The following is a 19,669-nucleotide window of genomic DNA, read 5'->3' as shown; positions in this document are numbered from 1 at the left end:
GCCGAGCATGAAAGCAGCCGTTCTCGGCGCCGGCGCGTGGGGCACCGCACTTGCGGGCCACCTCGCAACCCGGCACGACACGAAGCTCTGGGCGCGCGACGCCGCGCTCATCGAATCCCTTTCCCGCACGCACGAAAACACACGCTATCTCGAAGGCGTGGCGTTGCCTCACGCGCTTCACTTCGATGCGGATTTCAACGCGGCGCTCGCGCACGCGGCGGCGGACGACGCGCTGTGTGTCGTCGCGACACCCGTCGCCGGCTTGCGCGCGCTGTGCCGTTCGATGCGGCAGTCCGGCATCGTGCCGGCGCATATCGTCTGGCTTTGCAAAGGCTTCGAGGCCGATACGCAATGCCTGCCCAATGAAGTCGTCGCGGCCGAACTGCCCGAGCATCGCAGCAACGGCACGTTGTCCGGCCCGAGCTTCGCGCGCGAAGTAGGGCAGGGCTTGCCCGTCGCGCTGACGGTGGCGAGCGCGTCGGCGGAACTGGCCGCGCGCACGGTCGCGGCGTTCCATCACGGCGCGATGCGCATCTATACCGGCGACGACGTGATCGGCGTCGAAGTGGGCGGCGCGGTGAAAAACGTGCTCGCCATCGCAACGGGCATCTCCGACGGCCTCGGCCTCGGCCTCAACGCGCGCGCGGCGCTGATCACGCGGGGGCTCGCGGAGATGTCGCGTCTGGGCGTCGCGCTCGGTGGGCGCGCGGAGACGTTCACCGGACTGACCGGTCTGGGCGATCTCATCCTCACCGCAACGGGCGATCTGTCGCGCAACCGCACCGTCGGAAAGCAGCTCGCGACGGGACGCACGCTCGACGAGATTCTCGCGGCGCTCGGGCATGTCGCGGAGGGCGTGCGTTGCGCGCGCGCCGTGCTCGGCATTGCGCAAACGCACGGCATCGAGATGCCGATCACGCAGGCGGTATGCCGCGTGCTCTTCGATAACGTGGCGCCGCGCGATGCCGTGCAGGCGTTGCTCAGCCGGGACTCGAAGGCCGAGTAACCGCGTCGTCGAATCGGAGGTGCGCGATGGTTCAGCTCGAAGCTCAGGTCGTCGATATCACCACGCTGAAAGTCGACGCCATCGTCAATGCGGCGAACAAATCGCTGCTCGGCGGCGGCGGCGTCGATGGCGCGATTCATCGCAAGGCGGGGAAAGAACTGCTGCGCGAGTGCGAGACGCTCGGCGGCTGTGAAACCGGCGATGCGAAGATCACCGGCGGCTACGGCCTTCCGGCGCGTCACGTGATTCACGCGGTCGGTCCGCGCTGGAGCGGCGGCAAGAAGAACGAGCCTGAATTGCTCGCGAGTTGTTATCGGCGCTCGCTCGAACTTGCCGACGAAGCGCACTGCAAGTCGATCGCGTTTCCCGCGATCAGTTGCGGCATCTATCACTTTCCGCCTGAGCAGGCCGTGCAAATCGCGGTTCGCACGGTCGTCGAAACCTTGCCTTCTACGCCGGCCGTGAAGCACGTCATCTTCGCGTGCTTTCAGGAAGACATGCTCGCGCTCTATCGCGCCGAGCTCGAGGCAATCAAACCTTAAGCGCCACCTTCGAAGCCGGTCTGACGCCACGCTTCGAACGTCACGATCGCCACCGTATTCGACAGATTCAGGCTGCGATTGCCCGGCCGCATCGGCAGGCGCACGCGCTGTTCGGTCGGAAAGCGCTCCAGCAATTCCGGCGCGAGGCCGCGCGTCTCGGCGCCGAACACGAACCAGTCGCCGGGCCTGAACGCGTGATCGAAGAACGGCGTCGAGCCGCGCGTCGTGAACGCGAACATCCGCGTGGCATCCGGCGCTTCCTTCGCGACGAAGGCATCCCAGTTCGCATGCACATTCATTTCGGCGTACTCGTGATAGTCGAGGCCGGCGCGGCGCATCTTCGCATCGTCGAGGGGAAAGCCGAGCGGCTCGATCAGATGCAGCCGCGCGCCTGTGTTCGCGCACAGGCGGATCACGTTGCCGGTGTTCGGCGGAATTTCGGGTTCGACGAGTACGACGTTGAACATGGATTGCTTGTGAAGAAGGGGATTAATCTTTCGGCGTACGCAGCGCCACGAAGTTGGTGACGCGACGCGCGCCGGCAAGCTTGAGCGTGCGGGCGAGGGCGTCGAGGGTCGCGCCAGAGGTCATTACGTCATCGACGACGCCGATATGCCTGCCGCGCACATCGCCCGAAACGGCGAACGCGCTCGCGACGTTGCGGCGGCGCGCTTCCTGATCGAGCCGCGATTGCGCCGACGTATGCCGCACCCGCGAGACGATCGATGCATCGCTGCGCACGCCCATCAGCCGCGCAAGCGGGCGCGCGATCGCCCACGCCTGGTTATAGCCGCGCGCGACGAGCCGCGGGCGGGACAGCGGCACCGGCACGATCACGTCGGGTGCGGGCAGATCGCTGTCCTCGAAAAGCGCATGCAAATGCCGCGCGAATGTTTCGCCCGCCGCGAGCCGCGCGCGAAACTTCAGCTCGACGGCGAGTGCATCGAGCGGCGCGCGATAGTCGGCGAGCGCGAGTGTATCGTTGAAAGCGGGCGGCGATTCGAGGCAGGCGGCGCAGTGCGCGCGCGTGTCGTCGCGGTCGCGTCTCAGATACGACGCGGCCAGCGGCAGCGCGCACGTGGCGCAGCGCAGACGCGGTTCGTTCCAGTACTGCGCATCGCAGCCGCCGCACAGCAGTCCTTGCGACAAATTGCCGCACAACGCGCACTGGCCCGGTAGCGCGAGCGCGGCGAGGCGTTGCGCCGCCGCCGCGAATCCGCGAACGCGCACTGCCACGGGTGTTCGGAACGGAAAACGGATGCTGTCGGCTTTCATGACGACGGGATCGGGAAACTGACGGCTCGAAGCGCTAAACACACGCACTTGTTGCGCCTCACGACGCGTTTATGCCTCGTATCAGCACTTCGCATGGGTTGTTTTCAAGACGACCGAGTATACTTCGCACTCTTCGCAAATAGATCGCCATGTCCCCGACATCCCCTAAAACTAGCCGTCCGGCCTATGATCCGCGCCGTTTGCGCGAGATCTTCGACGAACGCGCCGCCGCCTTCGACGAAGTCGCGTTCCTGCCGCGCGAAATCGCCGGACGCATGCGCGAGCGGCTCGAATACATCAAGGTCGCGCCGGTGCGCGTCCTCGATGCGGCGTGCGGCGCGGGGGCGGATCTGGGCGGTCTGCGGGAGCGTTTTGCGGAGGCGTCGGTGACCGGCGTCGACATTTCGTCCGCGATGCTCGCGCGCGCCCGCGCCGCCGAATCCGCGGACACCGACAGCGCGGGCTGGCGCCGCTTTCTTCCGTCGACGCTCGCGAAAGCATTCGGCGCACGCGGCCCGCAGCTCGCGCAGGCGGATTTTTCCGCGCTGCCGTTCGCATCGGGCGCATTCGAATTGCTGTGGTCGAACCTCGCGTTGCACTGGCACGCGCGTCCCGACCTCGTTTTCCCTGAGTGGCAGCGCGTGCTGAAGGTGAATGGCCTTCTGATGTTCAGCACGTTCGGCCCCGATACCTTGCGCGAGCTCCGGGCCGCATACCGCGAAGCCGAGCGCACGCTCGGGCTCGCGCCCGTGTCGCACGCGATCGATTTCGTCGACATGCACGATCTCGGCGACATGCTGGTCGAAAGCGGCTTCGAAATTCCGGTGATGGATCAGGAAGTCCTGACCATCACGTACAAATCGCCCGAATCGCTGTTCGCCGACGTGACGCGCTGGGGCGCGTATCCGTTCGGGCGCGCGTTCGAAGCAGGCCGCGCGGACCAGAAGGCGTTGCGCGGCGCGGTTCACGGCGCCCTCGAAGCCTTGCGCCGCGAGGACGGCACGATTCCGCTGACATTCGAAGTGATCTACGGCCACGCATGGAAGGCGGTGCCGCGCACGACGGCAGAAGGGCACGGCATCGTGCGGCTGGAAGATATCGGACGAGGCTCAAAACCGAAACGGTGACGCGGTAAAGTGGGCGCCCGTTATGTCTGAAATTTGCGTGGAAAAAGCGCACAAAAAGGTGCGTCAAAAAGGCGCAGAAGCTTGTGGCGCTTGGCTCTGCGAGGTTACGACCCTTGCTTGTGGATGCCGTTTAAGACGCCTATAATGCGTCAGTTTGTCGCCCGGACTGACACAAATTTGGGCGAAATCCGAGCAAATGTATGTGATTGCATGCGGATTGATGGAGGCAGCGATGCAGGCCAGCCATACGCTGACGGAGTCCGAGCCGGTCATCAAGGACTGGCTGATGAAGCGAAACTGCTCGGTCTCGCCGCGTCAGTTCGTGGGCTTCTATCTGTCGCTTGCGCTGTTTTCGCTGGCAATCGCAACGCCGCTGTTTCTGAACGGCGCCTGGCTGGTGCTGCCGTTCACCGGAGTCGAGTTGGCGGTCGTGGGCATCGCGTTCGTGATTTATGCGCGCCATGCCGTCGACTACGAACGAATCCGGCTGTATCAAAACCGGTTGTTGATCGAACAGATGAACGCCGAAGTGCTGACGCAGTTCGAATTCAACCCGCGCTGGGTGCGGGTCGAAGCGGGCGCGACGCCGAGAGAGCCGCTCACGATCGTATCGCGCGGTCAGTCGGTGAAAATCGGACAACACCTTGCACAGCATCGTCGGGAGCAATTCGCAGCCGAGTTACAGGCGTCGCTGAGACGTCTCTGAGAGGAGCCGGCAGCCGCGCGATGCAACGGGGGGTCGAGGGTTTGAATGGAAAATTTGGGTAAGGATGCTATGAAAACAATCAAGCGAGCCCTCTCGGGCGTGCTGGCGGCAGGCGCACTGCTCAACGCCGGCGTAGCCCTGGCGGTCACCGACAGTCCTGGCGGTCCTCGTGTGAACGAGATCAACTTCCAGCAGCCTGTGACGAAGATCGCCGAGGAGCTCTACGGCCTCCATATCTTCATGCTCATCATCTGTACCGTCATTTTCATCGGCGTGTTCGGGGTGATGTTCTATTCGCTCTTCAAGCATCGCAAGTCGAAGGGCTTCAAGCCGGCCAACTTCCACGAAAGCACCACGGTCGAAATCATCTGGACGATCGTGCCGTTCATCATCGTCATCCTGATGGCGCTGCCGGCCACCAAGGCCGTCGTCGCGATGAAGGACACGTCCAACGCCGACCTCACCGTCAAGGTCACCGGCTATCAGTGGAAGTGGGGCTACGACTACGTGAAGGGTCCGGGCGAGGGCATCAGCTTCCTGTCGACGCTCTCCACGCCGCGCAGCGAAGTGAACGGCCAGAAACCGATCTCCAACCTGTATCTCCAGGAAGTCGACAATCCGCTCGTCGTGCCGGTCGACAAGAAGATCCGCGTGATCACCACGGCGAACGACGTCGTGCACTCGTGGTACATCCCGGCGTTCGGCGTGAAGCAGGACGCGATTCCGGGCTTCGTGCGCGATACCTGGTTCAAGGCGGAGAAGGTCGGCACGTATCGCGGCTTCTGTACGGAACTGTGCGGCAAGGAGCACGCGTACATGCCGGTGGTCGTCGAAGTGCTGTCGGCTGACGACTACGCGAAGTGGGTCGACGCGCAAAAGAAGAAGATGGCCGCAGGCGCCGACGATCCCCTCAAGACCTACACGAAGGACGAGCTGATGGCGCGTGGCCAGCAGGTCTACACGTCGAACTGCGCGGTCTGCCACCAGCCGACCGGCAAGGGCGCGGGCCAGTTCCCGGCCATCGACGGCTCGAAGATCGCGAACGGCTCGATCGCCGAGCATCTGAACATCGTGCTGCACGGCAAGGGCGCGATGCCGCCGTGGCAGGGCGTGCTGAACGACGTCGAAATCGCATCGGTCGTCACGTTCGAGCGCAACAACTGGAGCAACCACACCGGCGACCTGCTGCAACCGAAGCAGGTGATCGACGCCAAAGCGGGCAAGATGCCCGAAGGCGGCGGCCAGAAGGCGGCGGCGCCGGCACCCGAGGCGGCGAGCGCAGCGCCCGCGGCAGCGGAAGCGAGCGCGCCGGGCGCTCAGGCGCCGCAAGCCGCCGGCCTGCCCGCCAGCATCTACTTCGAGACGGGCAAGGACACGCTGCCCGCCGACGCGAAAACCGCGGTCGACGCCGCAGCGGCCTACGCCAAGGCGCATCCTGACGCGAAGCTCGCATTGTCGGGCTTCACGGATGCGACCGGCGGCGCCGACCTGAACGCCGAGCTCGCCAAGAAGCGCGCACAAGCGGTTCGCGACGCGTTGAAGGCCGCGGGCGTGTCGGAAGACCGCATCGTGTTGAAGAAACCGGAATCCATCACGGGCGGCGCCGACAACAAGGAAGCCCGCCGCGTTGAAATCAGTCCGGCTGCTTGACGTGCCTGGCGTGCGCTTTCCTTCGCCTCGACAGCAACGGAAAGCCACGCGTCATTGCCAAGTGCCCCGAGTATTCGCTTTAGGAGATGATTGTCATGTCTAGCATCGGACACGATGTAGGCGCAGGTCACGACCACGCGCACGACCATGCGCACGAGACGCCGCATGGCTGGCGCCGGTGGCTCTTCGCCACCAACCACAAGGACATCGGTACGCTGTACCTGTTGTTCTCCTTCATCATGTTCCTCTCCGGAGGCGTGATGGCGCTCGGCATCCGTGCCGAGCTGTTCGAGCCGGGCCTGCAGATCATGCGTCCCGAGTTCTTCAATCAGCTGACCACCATGCACGGCCTCATCATGGTGTTCGGCGCGATCATGCCGGCGTTCGTCGGTTTCGCGAACTGGATGGTGCCGCTGCAGATCGGCGCATCGGACATGGCGTTCGCGCGGATGAACAACTTCAGCTTCTGGCTGTTGCCGGTCGCGGCTGTGCTGCTCGTCGGCTCGTTCTTCGTGCCGGGCGGCGCAACCGCCGCGGGCTGGACGCTCTACGCGCCGCTTTCCACGCAGATGGGCCCGGGCATGGACTTCGCGATCTTCGCGGTCCACATCATGGGTGCGTCGTCGATCATGGGCGGCATCAACATCGTCGTGACGATTCTGAACATGCGCGCACCGGGCATGACGCTCATGAAGATGCCGATGTTCGCGTGGACGTGGCTCATCACCGCGTACCTGCTGATCGCCGTGATGCCGGTTCTGGCAGGCGCGATCACGATGGTGCTGTTCGACCGTCACTTCGGCACGTCGTTCTTCAACGCGGCGGGCGGCGGCGATCCGGTCATGTACCAGCACATCTTCTGGTTCTTCGGTCACCCCGAGGTGTACATCATGATCTTGCCGGCGTTCGGGATCGTGTCGCAGGTGATCCCGGCGTTCTCGCGCAAGCCGCTGTTCGGCTATAGCTCGATGGTGTACGCAACCGCATCGATCGCGATTCTGTCGTTCATGGTGTGGGCGCACCATATGTTCGCGACCGGCATGCCGGTGACGGGCCAGCTCTTCTTCATGTACGCGACGATGCTGATCGCCGTGCCGACGGGCGTGAAGGTGTTCAACTGGGTGGCGACGATGTGGCGCGGCGCGCTGACGTTCGAAACCCCGATGCTCTTCGCGATCGGCTTCCTGTTCGTGTTCACGATGGGCGGCTTCACGGGCCTGATCCTGTCGATGGCGCCGCTCGACATCCAGATGCACGGCACGTACTACGTGGTGGCGCACTTCCACTACGTGCTGGTGGCGGGCTCGCTCTTCGCGTTGTTCGCGGGCTGGTACTACTGGTCGCCGAAGTGGACCGGCTGGATGTACAACGAAATGCGCGGGAAGATCCACTTCTGGGCGTCGATGATCACCTTCAACGTCACGTTCTTCCCGATGCACTTCCTGGGTCTCGCGGGCATGCCGCGCCGCTATGCGGACTACCCGGCGCAGTTCACCGACTTCAACCAGATCGCGACGATCGGCGCGTTCGGCTTCGGCCTCTCGCAGGTGTACTTCCTGTTCGCAGTCGCGCTGCCGGCGTATCGTGGCGGCGGCGAGCTGGAGAAGGCCGGCGACAAGCCGTGGGATGGCGCGGAAGGCCTCGAATGGACCGTGCCGAGCCCGGCACCGTTCCATACGTTCGAGAATCCGCCGACGGTTGAGTAACGAGTTCGATGGCACTGCGAGGCTTCGAAAGCCGAAGCCTCGCAGCCCGGCATAACAGACAAAGCATGGCCCCGAATCCACAAAAAAGACGCACGCCCGAGGAAATCCGCGCGGGCAACAAGCGGCTCGGAATCATCATGGTGTTGGTTGCCGCCGTCTTCTTTCTGGGTATCGTCGTCAGGCAATACCTGTTGTCGCGAGGGTAGGAAAGACAAGTGTCCACTCAGCAGGAAAATTCGCATGTCGACCGGTCGTTCAACCGGTCGATGCTGGTGAAGCTCTTCGTCGTGGCCGCGCTGATGTTCGGCTTCGGCTTCGCGCTCGTGCCCATGTACCGCGCGATCTGTCAGATCACCGGCATCAACAACCTCGTGCAACGCGATGTCGGCGCGCGCGAGGCGAAGAACACGCAGGTCGACATAAGCCGCACGATCTCGATCGAATTCGATGCGAACGCGCGCGGCCCGCTGCAGTTCAAGCCGGAGCAGAACACGCTGGATATTCACCCCGGCGAAGTGATGACGGTGATGTACGACGTGACCAACGAGCAGAATCGCACGGTCAACGCGCAGGCGATCCCGAGCTACGCGCCGAAGCAGGCCACCGAGTACTTCAAGAAGATCGAATGCTTCTGCTTTACCCAGCAGACGCTCGCGCCGAACGAAACCAAGCGCATGCCGGTCGTGTTCGTCGTCGACCCGAAGCTGCCGAAGGATGTGAAGACGATCACGCTGTCGTACACGTTCTTCGAATTGAACGCGCCGAAATCGGTGGCGAAGGGATCATGACGGCCATGAGCGCGGACTCGTCGAACAAGGGCGGTTTCCTGAAGCTCCTGAAGGCGGTGTTCTGGTCGTTTTTCGGCGTGCGCCGCCGCGCCGATCTGGAAAGCGATGCGGCGCAGCTGAACCCGCTGCATCTGATCGCGGCGGGCGTCATCGGCGCGGTGCTGTTCATCGTCGTGTTGCTGCTGGTCGTGCGCGCGGTAGTGGGATAGACGGAACGCCGGGCGTGTCGAGGGTCGGACGCGCGGCGTCAAAAGAAAATTCAAGCAACTGGATCGAAGTGGAGAATCAACAATGAGCGGTCAAAACGAGAGCCCGTATTATTTCGTGCCGCATCCGTCGCGGCATCCGGTGATGGCTGCATCCGGCCTGCTGATCATGCTGGCCTCGCTGGCGTCGTGGGTGAACGGCCATAGCTTCGGGCCGGCTGGCACGTTCATCGGTCTGCTGTTCGTGCTGTTCGTGCTGTGGCACTGGTTCGGCGACGCGATCTCCGAATCCGAAGGCGGCATGTACGGCAAGCGCGTCGATGTGTCGTACCGCTGGAGCATGAGCTGGTTCATCTTCTCCGAAGTGATGTTCTTCGGTGCGTTCTTCGGCGCGCTGTTCTACGCGCGCGCCATCGCCATGCACCAGCTCGGCAGCCTCGACTACAAGCTGATCTGGCCGGACTTCACCGCCGTGTGGCCGAACAACGGTCCCGCCGCGCTCGTGCCGCATTTCCGCGCGATGGTGCCGTGGCCCCTGCCGACCATCAACACGGCGCTGCTGCTGTCGTCCGGCGCGACGCTGACGGTGGCGCACCACGCGCTGCGTGAAGATCATCGCAAGAAGGCGATCATCTGGCTGGGCGCGACCGTGCTCCTCGGCATCATCTTCCTGTTCTGCCAGGGCTACGAGTATTTCCACGCGTACAACGAACTGAACCTCACGCTTGCTTCCGGCGTGTACGGCTCGACGTTCTTCCTGCTGACCGGCTTCCACGGCTTCCACGTGTTCCTGGGCGGCACGATGCTGGCGGTCGTGATGGTTCGTCTCATACGCGGGCACTTCACGGCGGATCACCACTTCGCGTTCGAGGGCGCCGCGTGGTACTGGCACTTCGTCGACGTGGTGTGGCTGGGTCTGTACGTCGTCGTGTACTGGCTGTAAGCGAAAATCGCAGGCGGGCGGCCGAAGCGCCGTCCGCGATGCAAGACCGGCGGCGATGCCGGTCCGAGAGCAAAGAAGCAGTGATCAACACGCCGCCCTCGATGTCTCCAGGGGCGGCGTTGTCGTTTTCGGGAACGGTTTTCGAGGCTGCGGAAGTGCCGCGGCGCGACAATACGTCTCGTGGGGGAGAACCCGCGTCGCGGGTTATCGTCCGATAGGAATGCCCGTCGATTGAATCCAGCCCATCCAGTGCGCGAACAGGATGAAGAGGAACAGGGAGATGGACAGCCCGACGCGTGCGGCGAGCGACCACACCATCCGCTTCGTCCTGCCCCGGTCGGTCATCATGAAGTAGAGTGCCGAACCCAGGCTGCCGATGATAAGGATGAATGCGATAGCAACGATGATGTGCATGAAACCAGCCAGCGATTTTGCTCAGATAACGCAGCGAGCAGTATGAAATTGGATCGTCTCATTATCTCACCCGATCGATTGTGCCGTGCAGCGCCCATGCGGGTGTCGGCGATAAGGCTCGCAGCATGAAGATTCGTTTCTGGCCCGCGCTCCTGATTCTGATCGTCGTCGCCGTGACCATGCGTCTCGGCTTCTGGCAGCGCGATCGCGCGCATCAGAAGGAAGCGCTCAACGCGCAAATCGTCGCGTTCGAAAACGCGCCCGCGCAACAGGTCGGCGTGGAACCGTTGCCGCTCAAGTCCATCGAATTTCATCGCGTCGAGGCGCGCGGCGAGTTCATGCCGGAGCGCGTCGTGTATCTGGACAATCGTCCGTATAACGATCAGCCAGGCTTTTATGTCGTGATGCCGCTTAAACTCGAGGGCGGCGGCTACGTGCTCGTGAATCGCGGATGGCTGCCGCGCAACATGGCGGACCGCACGGGCATCGTGCCGTATGAGACGCCGAAGGGTGTCGTCGACCTGAAGGGCATCGCGCGCGCGAATGCGTCGCAGGCGTTCGAGCTGGGGCAGGGCGGATCGGCGGCGCACAAGGAGATCCGGCAGAACCTGGATATCAAGGCGTACGCGGCGGAAACCGGGCTCGCGTTACAGCCGTTCGTGATCCAACAGACGAGCGATACCGGCGACCGGCTCGTGCGCGACTGGCCCGCGCCGACACTCGGCGTCGAGCGCAATTACGGTTACATGCTCCAGTGGTGGGGCATGGCGGCCGCGGCGATCGTTTTCGGCCTGTACGCCGCGCGCCGCGCCGCGAGGAAAGTCGAAGCGCGCGACGACGAAGCCGAAAACCACGCCTGAAACACCGCAGCGCGCACGCCGCGCGCGATCGAACCGAACAGAGATACGTTTTCACCGATGCAACCACAACGCTCCAACACCGCCGACGCCGACAAGACTCGCACGCGGCAACGAACGCCCTCGAAAGGCTCCTGGATCAGCGGCCGCTGGATGCTGCTTCTGCTTGCGCTCGTCTGCGCCGCGCCGGTGATCGCGTCGTATCTGATGTATTACGTGTTCAAACCGGCGGGCGGCACGTCGAGCTATGGCAAGCTGATCGATCCGCAGCGGCCCATTCCGGCGCAACTCGTCATCACCGATGAGAAGGGGCAGAGCCTGCCGTTCAAGTCGCTCGAAGGCAAGTGGCTGATGATCACGGTCAACGGCAGCGACTGCGACGAGCAATGCGTGACGCGTCTTTACTTCATGCGCCAGGTGCGCGTGCTGCAATCGGGCGAGCGCGAACGTGTGGTGAACGTCTGGCTGCGGACCGATGACAAGCCGGTTTCCGACGTCATCAAGGCCGCGTATCCGCAGCCCGACACGCGCATGCTCGTCGCCGACGAGAAGGCGATCGCCGCGTGGCTGCCCGTCGATGACGGCACGAAGCTCACGGATCACATCTTTCTCGTCGACCCGAACGGCAACCTGATGATGCGCTTCCCGAAGAATCCCGATCCGAAGAAGATCAACGCCGATCTGGCGAAGCTGCTGAAGTGGTCGCGCATCGGCTAACGAGTCAGTCGAAGGTAAGAGAACATGTTTCTACTGCAGTTGGGTCTGATCGGCATCTGCATCGCGCTGCTGCCGCTCTCATATGTCTGGGTGAAGGCCGATGACGGCAAGTTCAGAAAGCTCGTCTGGCTGACGACCTTCCTGACGCTCGACCTCATCATGTTCGGCGGCTTCACGCGCCTCACCGATTCCGGCCTCGGCTGCCCGGACTGGCCCGGTTGCTACGGCACGTCGTCGCCGTTCATTGCGCATGCGCAGATCGCGGCCGCCTATCAGGCGATGCCCACCGGCCCCGTCAGCATGGTGAAGGCGTGGATCGAGATGCTGCACCGCTATTTCGCGATGGCGATCGGCGTGCTGATCATCGCGCAGGTGATCATCGCGTGGACGGCGCGCGTGAAGAAGCGCCCGTTGCATGTCTCGCCGTGGTGGCCGACAGGCATTCTGCTGCTGATCCTGCTGCAAGGCGCGTTCGGCGCATGGACGGTCACGCTGAAGTTGCAGCCGGTGATCGTCACCACGCACTTGCTGCTCGGGCTCGCGCTGCTCGGCGTGCTCGGATGGCTCGCCGCGCGCATGACGCCGATTCCATCGCTCGATTCCGCCGCCGCGCGCTGGATGCCCGCCGCGGCATTCGGATTGCTGCTGCTCGTCGTGCAGATCGCGCTCGGCGGCTGGGTCAGCACGAACTACGCAGTGCTCGCGTGCACGGACTTTCCGCTGTGCAACGGCCAATGGATTCCGCCGATGAATTTCGAACACGGCTTTCACCTGTGGCGCGCGCTCGGCATGACCGGCGACGGCGACGTGATCTCGCAGGACGCGCTCGTCGCGATTCACTGGACGCATCGCATGTTCGCGGTCGTCGTCGTGCTGTATCTGCTGTGGCTCGCCTCGCGGCTGCGACGTTTCGAATCGCTGCGCAAGCCGGCAAACGGGGTATTGTTGATGATCCTGATCCAGTTCCTGACGGGCATGTCGAACATCGTGCTGCAATGGCCGCTGCCGGTCGCGGTGGCGCACAACGGCGGGGCCGCGATCCTGTTGCTGCTGCTCGTTATGCTAAACTTTCGAATCTCTTCCAGCCGTCCCGGCCGCGCCGCAGTTCCCGCGCGCGACGTCGTTTCAGCGTGACTCCACATTCCCATGGATAGCACGACACTTCATTCCCCCCTTGGCAGCCGCGTCTCGCAATATCTTGCGCTGACGAAGCCGCGCGTCACGCAACTCGCCGTGTTCTGCGCCGTCATCGGCATGTTCCTTTCCACGCCCGGCATGGTGCCGTGGGACAAGCTTATCGGCGGCGCCGTCGGCATCTGGTTGCTGGCCGGCGCGGCATTTGCGATCAACTGTCTCGTCGAGCAGAAAGTCGATGCGAAAATGCGCCGCACCGCGTGGCGTCCGTCCGCGCGCGGGCAGATCACGCCGACCCAGATTTTGACGTTCTCGGCCGTGCTCGGCGGTATCGGCATGTGGACGCTCTATACGTTCACCAATCCGCTCACGATGTGGCTGACCATCGCCACGTTCGTCGGCTATGCGGTGATCTACACGCTGCTGCTCAAGCCCTATACGCCGCAGAACATCGTGATCGGCGGCGCGTCCGGCGCAATGCCGCCGGCGCTCGGCTGGGCCGCCGTCACCGGCGCGGTTCCCGGCGACGCATGGATTCTCGTGCTGATCATCTTCGTGTGGACGCCGCCGCATTTCTGGGCGCTCGCGCTGTATCGCCGCAAGGACTACGAAAACGCCGGCCTGCCGATGCTGCCGGTCACCCACGGCGAAAAGTACACGCTGCTCAACATCTTCCTGTACACGCTCGTTCTGTTCGCGGTCACGTTGATGCCCTATATCTCCGGCATGAGCGGCGTGGTGTATCTGGCGAGTGCGATCGCGCTCGGCGGCGGCTTTATCGGTTACGCGTGGAAGATGTATCGCGACTATTCCGATGCCCTCGCGCGCAAGACCTTCCGTTACTCGATCGTGTATCTGTCGCTGCTGTTCGGCGCGCTGCTCGTCGATCATTACGTGCGCACGGTGATCGGCGCATGATGGCCGTTATCCGTCGCGTACTTGCGCTGCTGTTTTTCGCGGCGCTGCTTTCGGCGTGCGAGAAAGCGCCCAATTTCAAGAATCTCGACATCACCGGCAATAAACAGTTCGGCAGCGATTTCTCCTTGCCCGACACGCACGGCAAGACGCGCACGCTGGCGGACTTCAAGGGCAAGGCGGTCGTGCTGTTCTTCGGCTACACGCATTGTCCGGATGTGTGCCCGACGACGCTTGCCGAACTCTCCCAGGCCATGCAGCAACTCGGCGACAAGTCGAAGGATGTGCAAGTGCTGATGGTGACCGTCGACCCAGCGCGCGACACGCCCGAGCTGTTGGGTCAGTACGTGGCGGCGTTCAACTCGTCGTATATCGGATTGCGGCCGGCAAGCGACGCGCAGCTCGCACAGCTCGCCAAGGACTTCCGCGTGTACTACGCGAAGTCGGCGGGCAAGACGCCCGACGATTACACGATGGACCACACGGCCGCGAGCTACGTGTTCGACAAGGACGGCAAGCTGCGTCTCTTCGCACGCGACGGGCAGGGCGTCGATCCGTGGGTTCACGATCTGAAGTTATTGATCGACTGATCGCGAAAGTGGCCCGGGCGGGCCACTTTTCATTTCAGCTATCCAGCGCGGGCTCGGGCAGGTTCAAACCGGGCGCCAGCCGCGTCGCCTTGAACTCGATGATGTCGTAGTGCGCGAGTCCCTGCACGGCGAACGGGTCTTCCGCGATGATCGCATCGAGCCGCTCGCGCTCGATGCCCGAGGCGAGGATGATGCCCCCTACGCGCGGCACTTTCGGCCCCGCGAGCACGAAGACGCCCGCCGCGAAATAGTGTTCGAGATAGTCGCGATGCGCATCGAGTGCGTCATCGATCTCGGCGAGCGCGCCGGTATATCGCAGATTGATCACGTACATGATGTTGCTTGCCTCCGCGAGGAATATGTGTGGCGTCGTGCAGCGATTCTATCCGCGCCGTGCCGGGGTGATATCGACATGAGCAATCTGTATTTACCCGCCGCACCAGAGCTGTGCGAAGATCGTCATCCCGGTTCGTATGATCGATCGGAAAGAATCAGGCAACTCCAGCAAGAACGCATCGAAACAGGAACACCATGCAGCGCAGAAATTTGCTCAAAGCCCTAACCGCCGTGGCGGCGTCCGCCGCATTTCTCACCAGCTTCGCCGCTCACGCCGATGACAAGGTGATCAAGGTCGGCACGATCAGCGGCCCCGACGCGCAAATCTGGCAAGTCGTGCAGAAGGTCGCGAAGCGCGAAGGCCTCAATGTGAAAGTGATCGAGTTCAACGATTACGTTCAGCCGAACGCGGCGCTCGACGCCGGTGATCTCGATGCGAACAGCTTTCAGCATCAGCCGTATCTCGACAGCCAGATCAAACAGCGCGGCTACAAGATCGTGAACGCCGGTCTGACCTATATATCGCCGCTCGGCGTCTATTCGAAGAAGCTGAAATCGCTAAAGGACCTGCCGCAGGGCGCGAAGGTCGCGGTGCCGAACGATCCTTCGAATGAGAATCGCGCGCTCCTGCTGCTGCAGGCCCAAGGCGTGATCAAGCTGAAGGCCGGCGCGGGCACGAACGGCAACAACGCGACGGCGCTCGATGTGGCTGAGAATCCGAAGAAGATCAAGCTCGTCGAGCTCGACGCCGCGCAACTGCCGCGCACGCTCGCCGACGTCGACGCTGCTGCGATCAACACGAACTTCGCGCTCGCGGCGGGACTGCAACCGACCAAGGACGCGATTGCGCTCGAGGACGTGCATAGCCCGTACGCGAACCTGATCGCGGTGCGCGCGAAGGACAAGGATCAGCCGTGGGTGAAGAAGCTGGTCGCGGCGTATCAGTCCGAAGACGTGCGCCAGTTCCTCAAGAGTGAGTTCAAGGGCTCGGTCGTGCCGTCGTTCTGAGAACGATTGCTTGGGTATCCGAAAAGGCGTCCTGCGGGACGCCTTTTTTTCGCGCGCTCAATCCACGCAGATCTGTTCCAGCTCTCGGTGCCACACGATGCCCGTGTCGTCTTGCACGGGAGAGAAACCGGTCCGGAGAAACAGCGCGCAAAGGTCTTCCAGTGGTTCGTCCATGCGACAGACGATCTGCTCGTAACGCGCGCCGTGCGCGAAGTTCACACAAGCCGAGACGAGCTGCTCGCCCAGCCCGCGCCGGCGCGCGCCAGGCTCGACGAACAGTAGTTCGATACGCGCCTGACTCTGAGACTCCGCAGTAAGGATCGCCGCACCGACGCGTGTGGCCTGGCCTTGTTCCGCGATCCAGCAGGCGATGCGCGGCGTATTCGCCTGCATGGCGGCGAGGAAGCCCGAAATCATTTTCGCCGCGCAGGCTTCGTTGAAAAGCTTGGGCCTGTCGCCCGGGCAAAGATGCGCCTGACGCTCGATCATCCAGCCGAAGTCCCCGCCGCGCGGCACGCGCAGCCGTGTTTCGCCATCCCCATAAACCGGCGACAGGAGCCGCTCGACGTCTGCCATGGCCATGCATAGCTGATCGATCTCGGCGGTCGTCAGCCGCTTGAGCAGCATGGCCGTCTCGGCGGAAACGTGCAGGTCGATCTCATCGACTTGCGCCTTCGCCTCGGGGGTGATCCGCAACAGATGCGCGCGACCGTCCGACTCGTTTTTTCGTCGCATCACGAGGCCGAGCTTCTGGAAGTTGTTGATCAACCGGCTCAGATAACCGGTATCCAATCCGAGGTTGCGCGATAAGTCAGCGGCCGTGCTGGCGCGCTCCTGCGCCAGCTCGTGCAGGATCCGGACTTCCGTCAGGGAAAAGTGGCTCTTGTGAAGCCGTTCGTGGAGGGCGCCGGTATGGCGCGCATAGAAACGGTTGAAGCGGCGCACCGCCTCGACGGCCCGGCTCGGATCAGGACAGCCCATCGTATCAGTCTCTCAGTTGGTCTTGTTGAAATTAATTGTGATTCCGAATTAATGGATGCATTGTGCCAAAGAAGAACGACCGTGCGAATACGAAAATGCCCGAAAAGTGAATTATTAGGCAAATAAAGAACCAATTCGTCAACTGGACTGCAGATGCGGGTAAGTCCCGATGATCAAAATGTTTCAAATCACTTCATAAAATACGCTTCAAGCCATTGATTAAGCTAAGAATTGTTCGTTTTCGAACAAGTCTGTAGTTGTAATTGACTGGTATTATGTTGGTTATATAATGGGCTCCACTCAGTCGGAGAGACCTGTCTCATGCCGCATCGCAGGCAAGATTTGACGCCTGACATGCAGCGCTTTCTCGCCCGGCGGGTTGCAGCGAATGCTCGGAGAACGTAGTTGCAAGCCGTACTCGATCCGGCTCGAGCGAACGTTGCGGGCAGCAAACACCGCGATTACCACGTTCACGTCGCGGAAGAAGCACCGATCAGCGCCGGCCCGGCGCACATGACGTAACGAAGCATCACCCGGGCAAACAAGAGAACGAGAGGACCCAAGGAAGCCGTTCGCTTCTTTCATAACGAAAGCCTGCTCGCAGCATGGCGCGGACGGCACTGAACCTCAATCAGGCATCGCGTACTTCCAGAGACATTCATGCTGAAAGGAAACATACTCACGACCGAAGGCTGGATCTACGGTTCCGTCCGCTTCGAGAACGGCCGCGTGACGGCGCTCGAAGGTCATATCGCCGATCCGCTCGTCAACGACGCGCCGTACATCCTGCCCGGCTTCATCGATCTGCACGTGCACGGCGGCGGCGGGCGCGACATCATGGAAGGCGGCGACGCGGCGGACACCGTCACACGCCAGCACGCGCAGCACGGCACGACGAGCCTGCTCGCCACCACGATGACCGCCCCGCGCGACGAACTCATGCAGGTCGTCGCGGGGTTGGGCGAACAGGCGCGACGCCGCGCGACAGACGGCGCGCGCATGCTCGGTGTGCATCTCGAAGGTCCGTACATCAATCCCGGCAAGCTCGGCGCGCAGCCCGACGCGGCCGCCGTCGCGGTGCGCGACGAAGTGCTGAAATACCTCGAACTCGCGCCGATCCGCGTCGTCACGATCGCGCCGGAAATCTCGGGGCATCTGGACATCATTTCCGACATGGCGTCGCGCGGCGTGCGCGTGCAGCTCGGCCATTCGCTCGGCACGTACGACGACGCCGTCAACGCGCTCAAGCACGGCGCGCGCGGCTTCACGCACCTGTTCAACGCGATGTCGCCGCTGCATCACCGCGATCCCGGCATGGTCGGCGCGGCGCTCGCGCATGCCGAGTACGCCGAGCTGATTCCCGATCTGCTGCACGTGCATCCGGGCGCCATCCGCGCCGCGATGCGCGCGATCCCGCGTCTCTACGTCGTGACCGACAGCACGTCGGCCGCCGGCATGCCCGACGGCGAATATCGCCTCGGCAGCCAGCACGTGACCAAATGCATGGGCGGCGTGCGTCTCGCGGACGGCACGCTCGCCGGCAGCACCCTGACGATGGATCAGGCGCTGCGCAATCTCGTCTCGCTGGGCATTCCGCTCGCGGACGTCTCGAATCGCCTGTCGCGTTTCCCCGCCGACTATCTCGGGCTCGAAGACCGCGGCCGCATCGCGCGCGGCGCATGGGCCGATCTCGTCGTGCTCGACCGGGAGCACAAGCTGACCGCCACGTATGTCGAAGGAGAATCAATTGTCGAATATGCTTAATGAGGCGCTGGAGTCCGCGGATGTCGTCGCGGCCCAGCTCGCCGATACCTCGCGCATCGAAGCGCTCGCGGACAAGCTCAAGGAGCAGCCGCGCAACGTCGCGCTGACGGTCGCGCGCGGCAGTTCCGACCACGCCGCCAGTTATTTCGCAAGCCTGACGATGAGCCGCATCGGCGTGCCGGTCGCGTCGCTGCCGATGTCCGTCGCCACGTTGCAGCAGGCGCCGCTGCGCGTCTCGGGCCAGCTCGCGGTCGCGTTCTCGCAATCGGGCAAGAGCCCCGATCTCGTCGGCACGATGCAGGCGCTGCGCGACGCGGGCGCGTTCACGGTCGCGGCCGTCAACGTCGCCGGGTCGCCGCTCGAAAGCGCGTGCGAATACTTCCTGCCGCTGCTCGCCGGTCCGGAGCTTTCGGTCGCCGCGACCAAGAGCTATATCGCGATGCTGTCGCTGTCGGCGATCGTGATCGCGCACGTTCAGCGCGACGTCGAATTGCTCAACGCGCTGAAGTCGCTTCCGGACGCGCTGCGCGCCGCGGGCAAGCTCGACTGGACGCGCGCCGTGAACGAGCTGAAGGGCGTCGACCGCATGATCGTGATCGGCCGCGGCCTCGGCCTCGCGATCGCGCAGGAAGCCGCGCTCAAGCTGAAGGAAACCTCGGGCATCCAGGCCGAAGCGTTCTCCAGCGCGGAAGTGCGTCACGGTCCGATGGAAATCATCGACAAGGACTATCCGCTGCTCGTGTTCGCGCCGCGCGGACCGGAGCAGGCGGGCCTCGTCCAGCTTGCCGCCGACATGCGCGCTCGCGGCGCACGCGTGCTGCTCGCCGCGCCGTCCGACGTCGCGGAAGCGGAGTTGCCGCTCGTCGCCACCGATCATCCGGCGCTCGATCCGATTGCCGCAATCCTTTCGTTCTATGTGATGGCCGCGAATCTGGCCGCCGCGCGCGGGCGCAACCCCGATGCGCCGCGTCACCTGAACAAGGTCACCGAAACCCATTGAGTGA

24 protein-coding genes are annotated in these 19,669 nt (G+C 63.3%); 18 read left to right on the top strand and 6 right to left on the bottom strand.

The window, feature by feature from the left end:
* Positions 1-7 precede the first annotated feature (7 nt).
* Together AWB78_RS17810 and AWB78_RS17805 are read left to right on the top strand one after the other, a co-directional pair.
* Complete coding sequence (locus AWB78_RS17810) at positions 8-1,006, top strand: NAD(P)H-dependent glycerol-3-phosphate dehydrogenase (protein ID WP_062606524.1); 999 nt, start codon at positions 8-10, stop codon at positions 1,004-1,006.
* Positions 1,007-1,032: 26 nt separating this feature from the next.
* Positions 1,033-1,548, top strand: coding sequence for an O-acetyl-ADP-ribose deacetylase (locus tag AWB78_RS17805; protein WP_062606521.1), 516 nt, complete (start codon positions 1,033-1,035; stop codon positions 1,546-1,548).
* On the opposite strand, the gene trmL is transcribed toward AWB78_RS17805, so the two are convergent.
* Both trmL and AWB78_RS17795 read right to left on the bottom strand, forming a co-directional pair.
* Complete coding sequence (gene trmL, locus AWB78_RS17800) at positions 1,545-2,015, bottom strand: tRNA (uridine(34)/cytosine(34)/5-carboxymethylaminomethyluridine(34)-2'-O)-methyltransferase TrmL (RefSeq protein WP_062606520.1); 471 nt, start codon at positions 2,013-2,015, stop codon at positions 1,545-1,547. The two genes, AWB78_RS17805 and trmL, sit on opposite strands and share 4 nt — an antisense overlap.
* A 22-nt stretch (positions 2,016-2,037) precedes the next feature.
* Positions 2,038-2,823, bottom strand: coding sequence for a ComF family protein (locus tag AWB78_RS17795; protein WP_062606518.1), 786 nt, complete (start codon positions 2,821-2,823; stop codon positions 2,038-2,040).
* Between the two features lie 149 nt (positions 2,824-2,972).
* On the opposite strand from AWB78_RS17795, the gene AWB78_RS17790 reads away from it, so the two are divergent.
* The 8 genes from AWB78_RS17790 (at position 2,973) to AWB78_RS17755 (ending at position 9,949) form a co-directional block, all read left to right on the top strand.
* Complete coding sequence (locus tag AWB78_RS17790) at positions 2,973-3,950, top strand: methyltransferase domain-containing protein (RefSeq protein ID WP_062606516.1); 978 nt, start codon at positions 2,973-2,975, stop codon at positions 3,948-3,950.
* Positions 3,951-4,182: 232 nt separating this feature from the next.
* Positions 4,183-4,656 (top strand): DUF2244 domain-containing protein, encoded by a 474-nt coding sequence (locus tag AWB78_RS17785; RefSeq protein ID WP_062606514.1) that lies wholly within the window; start codon positions 4,183-4,185, stop codon positions 4,654-4,656.
* A 45-nt stretch (positions 4,657-4,701) separates the two neighbouring features.
* On the top strand, positions 4,702-6,306 hold the full coding sequence (gene coxB / locus AWB78_RS17780) for a cytochrome c oxidase subunit II (RefSeq protein ID WP_062606512.1): 1,605 nt from the start codon (positions 4,702-4,704) through the stop codon (positions 6,304-6,306).
* A 95-nt stretch (positions 6,307-6,401) separates the two neighbouring features.
* Entirely contained in the window at positions 6,402-8,012 is a 1,611-nt protein-coding gene (gene ctaD, locus AWB78_RS17775) for a cytochrome c oxidase subunit I (protein WP_062606580.1), read from the top strand.
* Positions 8,013-8,077: 65 nt separating this feature from the next.
* On the top strand, positions 8,078-8,218 hold the full coding sequence (locus AWB78_RS47645) for a cytochrome oxidase small assembly protein (protein ID WP_008351762.1): 141 nt from the start codon (positions 8,078-8,080) through the stop codon (positions 8,216-8,218).
* Between the two features lie 60 nt (positions 8,219-8,278).
* Positions 8,279-8,800: a cytochrome c oxidase assembly protein gene (locus tag AWB78_RS17765; RefSeq protein ID WP_374729477.1), complete on the top strand. Its 522-nt coding sequence runs from the start codon at positions 8,279-8,281 to the stop codon at positions 8,798-8,800.
* Positions 8,801-8,805: 5 nt separating this feature from the next.
* Positions 8,806-9,009 (top strand): DUF2970 domain-containing protein, encoded by a 204-nt coding sequence (locus AWB78_RS17760; protein WP_198399294.1) that lies wholly within the window; start codon positions 8,806-8,808, stop codon positions 9,007-9,009.
* 82 nt (positions 9,010-9,091) lie between these two features.
* On the top strand, positions 9,092-9,949 hold the full coding sequence (locus AWB78_RS17755; RefSeq protein WP_062606504.1) for a cytochrome c oxidase subunit 3: 858 nt from the start codon (positions 9,092-9,094) through the stop codon (positions 9,947-9,949).
* A gap of 204 nt (positions 9,950-10,153) precedes the next feature.
* Here the strand turns inward: AWB78_RS17755 and AWB78_RS17750 are convergent, their stop codons facing one another.
* A complete protein-coding gene (locus tag AWB78_RS17750) occupies positions 10,154-10,363 on the bottom strand; it encodes a twin transmembrane helix small protein (RefSeq protein WP_062606502.1) in 210 nt (69 codons plus the stop codon).
* Between the two features lie 125 nt (positions 10,364-10,488).
* On the opposite strand from AWB78_RS17750, the gene AWB78_RS17745 reads away from it, so the two are divergent.
* Genes AWB78_RS17745 through AWB78_RS17725 form a run of 5 tightly spaced genes read left to right on the top strand, consistent with a single transcriptional unit; the run spans position 10,489 to position 14,576 of the window.
* Positions 10,489-11,223 (top strand): SURF1 family protein, encoded by a 735-nt coding sequence (locus AWB78_RS17745; protein WP_062606500.1) that lies wholly within the window; start codon positions 10,489-10,491, stop codon positions 11,221-11,223.
* A 57-nt stretch (positions 11,224-11,280) separates the two neighbouring features.
* Entirely contained in the window at positions 11,281-11,937 is a 657-nt protein-coding gene (locus AWB78_RS17740) for an SCO family protein (protein WP_062606497.1), read from the top strand.
* A 24-nt stretch (positions 11,938-11,961) separates the two neighbouring features.
* Positions 11,962-13,071, top strand: a complete 1,110-nt coding sequence (locus AWB78_RS17735) for a COX15/CtaA family protein (RefSeq protein WP_062606495.1) — start codon at positions 11,962-11,964, stop codon at positions 13,069-13,071.
* Between the two features lie 12 nt (positions 13,072-13,083).
* The gene (gene cyoE, locus AWB78_RS17730; RefSeq protein WP_062606493.1) at positions 13,084-13,989 is read left to right on the top strand and encodes a heme o synthase; all 906 of its coding nucleotides are present in this window, start codon (positions 13,084-13,086) and stop codon (positions 13,987-13,989) included.
* Positions 13,986-14,576 (top strand): SCO family protein, encoded by a 591-nt coding sequence (locus AWB78_RS17725; RefSeq protein WP_062606491.1) that lies wholly within the window; start codon positions 13,986-13,988, stop codon positions 14,574-14,576. The genes cyoE and AWB78_RS17725 overlap by 4 nt, the downstream gene beginning before the upstream one ends.
* 34 nt (positions 14,577-14,610) lie before the next feature.
* Here the strand turns inward: AWB78_RS17725 and AWB78_RS17720 are convergent, their stop codons facing one another.
* On the bottom strand, positions 14,611-14,910 hold the full coding sequence (locus AWB78_RS17720; RefSeq protein WP_062606490.1) for a YciI family protein: 300 nt from the start codon (positions 14,908-14,910) through the stop codon (positions 14,611-14,613).
* Between the two features lie 197 nt (positions 14,911-15,107).
* Here AWB78_RS17720 and AWB78_RS17715 point away from each other — a divergent pair, with 197 nt between their 5' ends.
* Positions 15,108-15,920 (top strand): MetQ/NlpA family ABC transporter substrate-binding protein, encoded by an 813-nt coding sequence (locus AWB78_RS17715; RefSeq protein ID WP_062606488.1) that lies wholly within the window; start codon positions 15,108-15,110, stop codon positions 15,918-15,920.
* 57 nt (positions 15,921-15,977) lie between these two features.
* On the opposite strand, the gene AWB78_RS17710 is transcribed toward AWB78_RS17715, so the two are convergent.
* Together AWB78_RS17710 and AWB78_RS46555 are read right to left on the bottom strand one after the other, a co-directional pair.
* The gene (locus tag AWB78_RS17710; RefSeq protein WP_062606485.1) at positions 15,978-16,901 is read right to left on the bottom strand and encodes a bifunctional helix-turn-helix transcriptional regulator/GNAT family N-acetyltransferase; all 924 of its coding nucleotides are present in this window, start codon (positions 16,899-16,901) and stop codon (positions 15,978-15,980) included.
* A gap of 300 nt (positions 16,902-17,201) precedes the next feature.
* The gene (locus AWB78_RS46555) at positions 17,202-17,486 is read right to left on the bottom strand and encodes a hypothetical protein (protein WP_157697541.1); all 285 of its coding nucleotides are present in this window, start codon (positions 17,484-17,486) and stop codon (positions 17,202-17,204) included.
* A 75-nt stretch (positions 17,487-17,561) separates the two neighbouring features.
* Between AWB78_RS46555 and nagA the strand changes: the two genes are divergently transcribed.
* Both nagA and AWB78_RS17700 read left to right on the top strand, forming a co-directional pair.
* Entirely contained in the window at positions 17,562-18,665 is a 1,104-nt protein-coding gene (nagA, locus tag AWB78_RS17705) for an N-acetylglucosamine-6-phosphate deacetylase (protein WP_062606484.1), read from the top strand.
* Entirely contained in the window at positions 18,658-19,665 is a 1,008-nt protein-coding gene (locus AWB78_RS17700) for an SIS domain-containing protein (protein ID WP_062606482.1), read from the top strand. The genes nagA and AWB78_RS17700 overlap by 8 nt, the downstream gene beginning before the upstream one ends.
* Positions 19,666-19,669: the final 4 nt, after the last annotated feature.

The organism is Caballeronia calidae (assembly GCF_900044055.2).
In the GTDB taxonomy this organism is placed as follows: Bacteria; Pseudomonadota; Gammaproteobacteria; order Burkholderiales; family Burkholderiaceae; genus Caballeronia; species Caballeronia calidae.
Note: the sequence above shows the minus strand (reverse complement) of the source record. Positions and strands in the feature narration are given on the sequence as shown.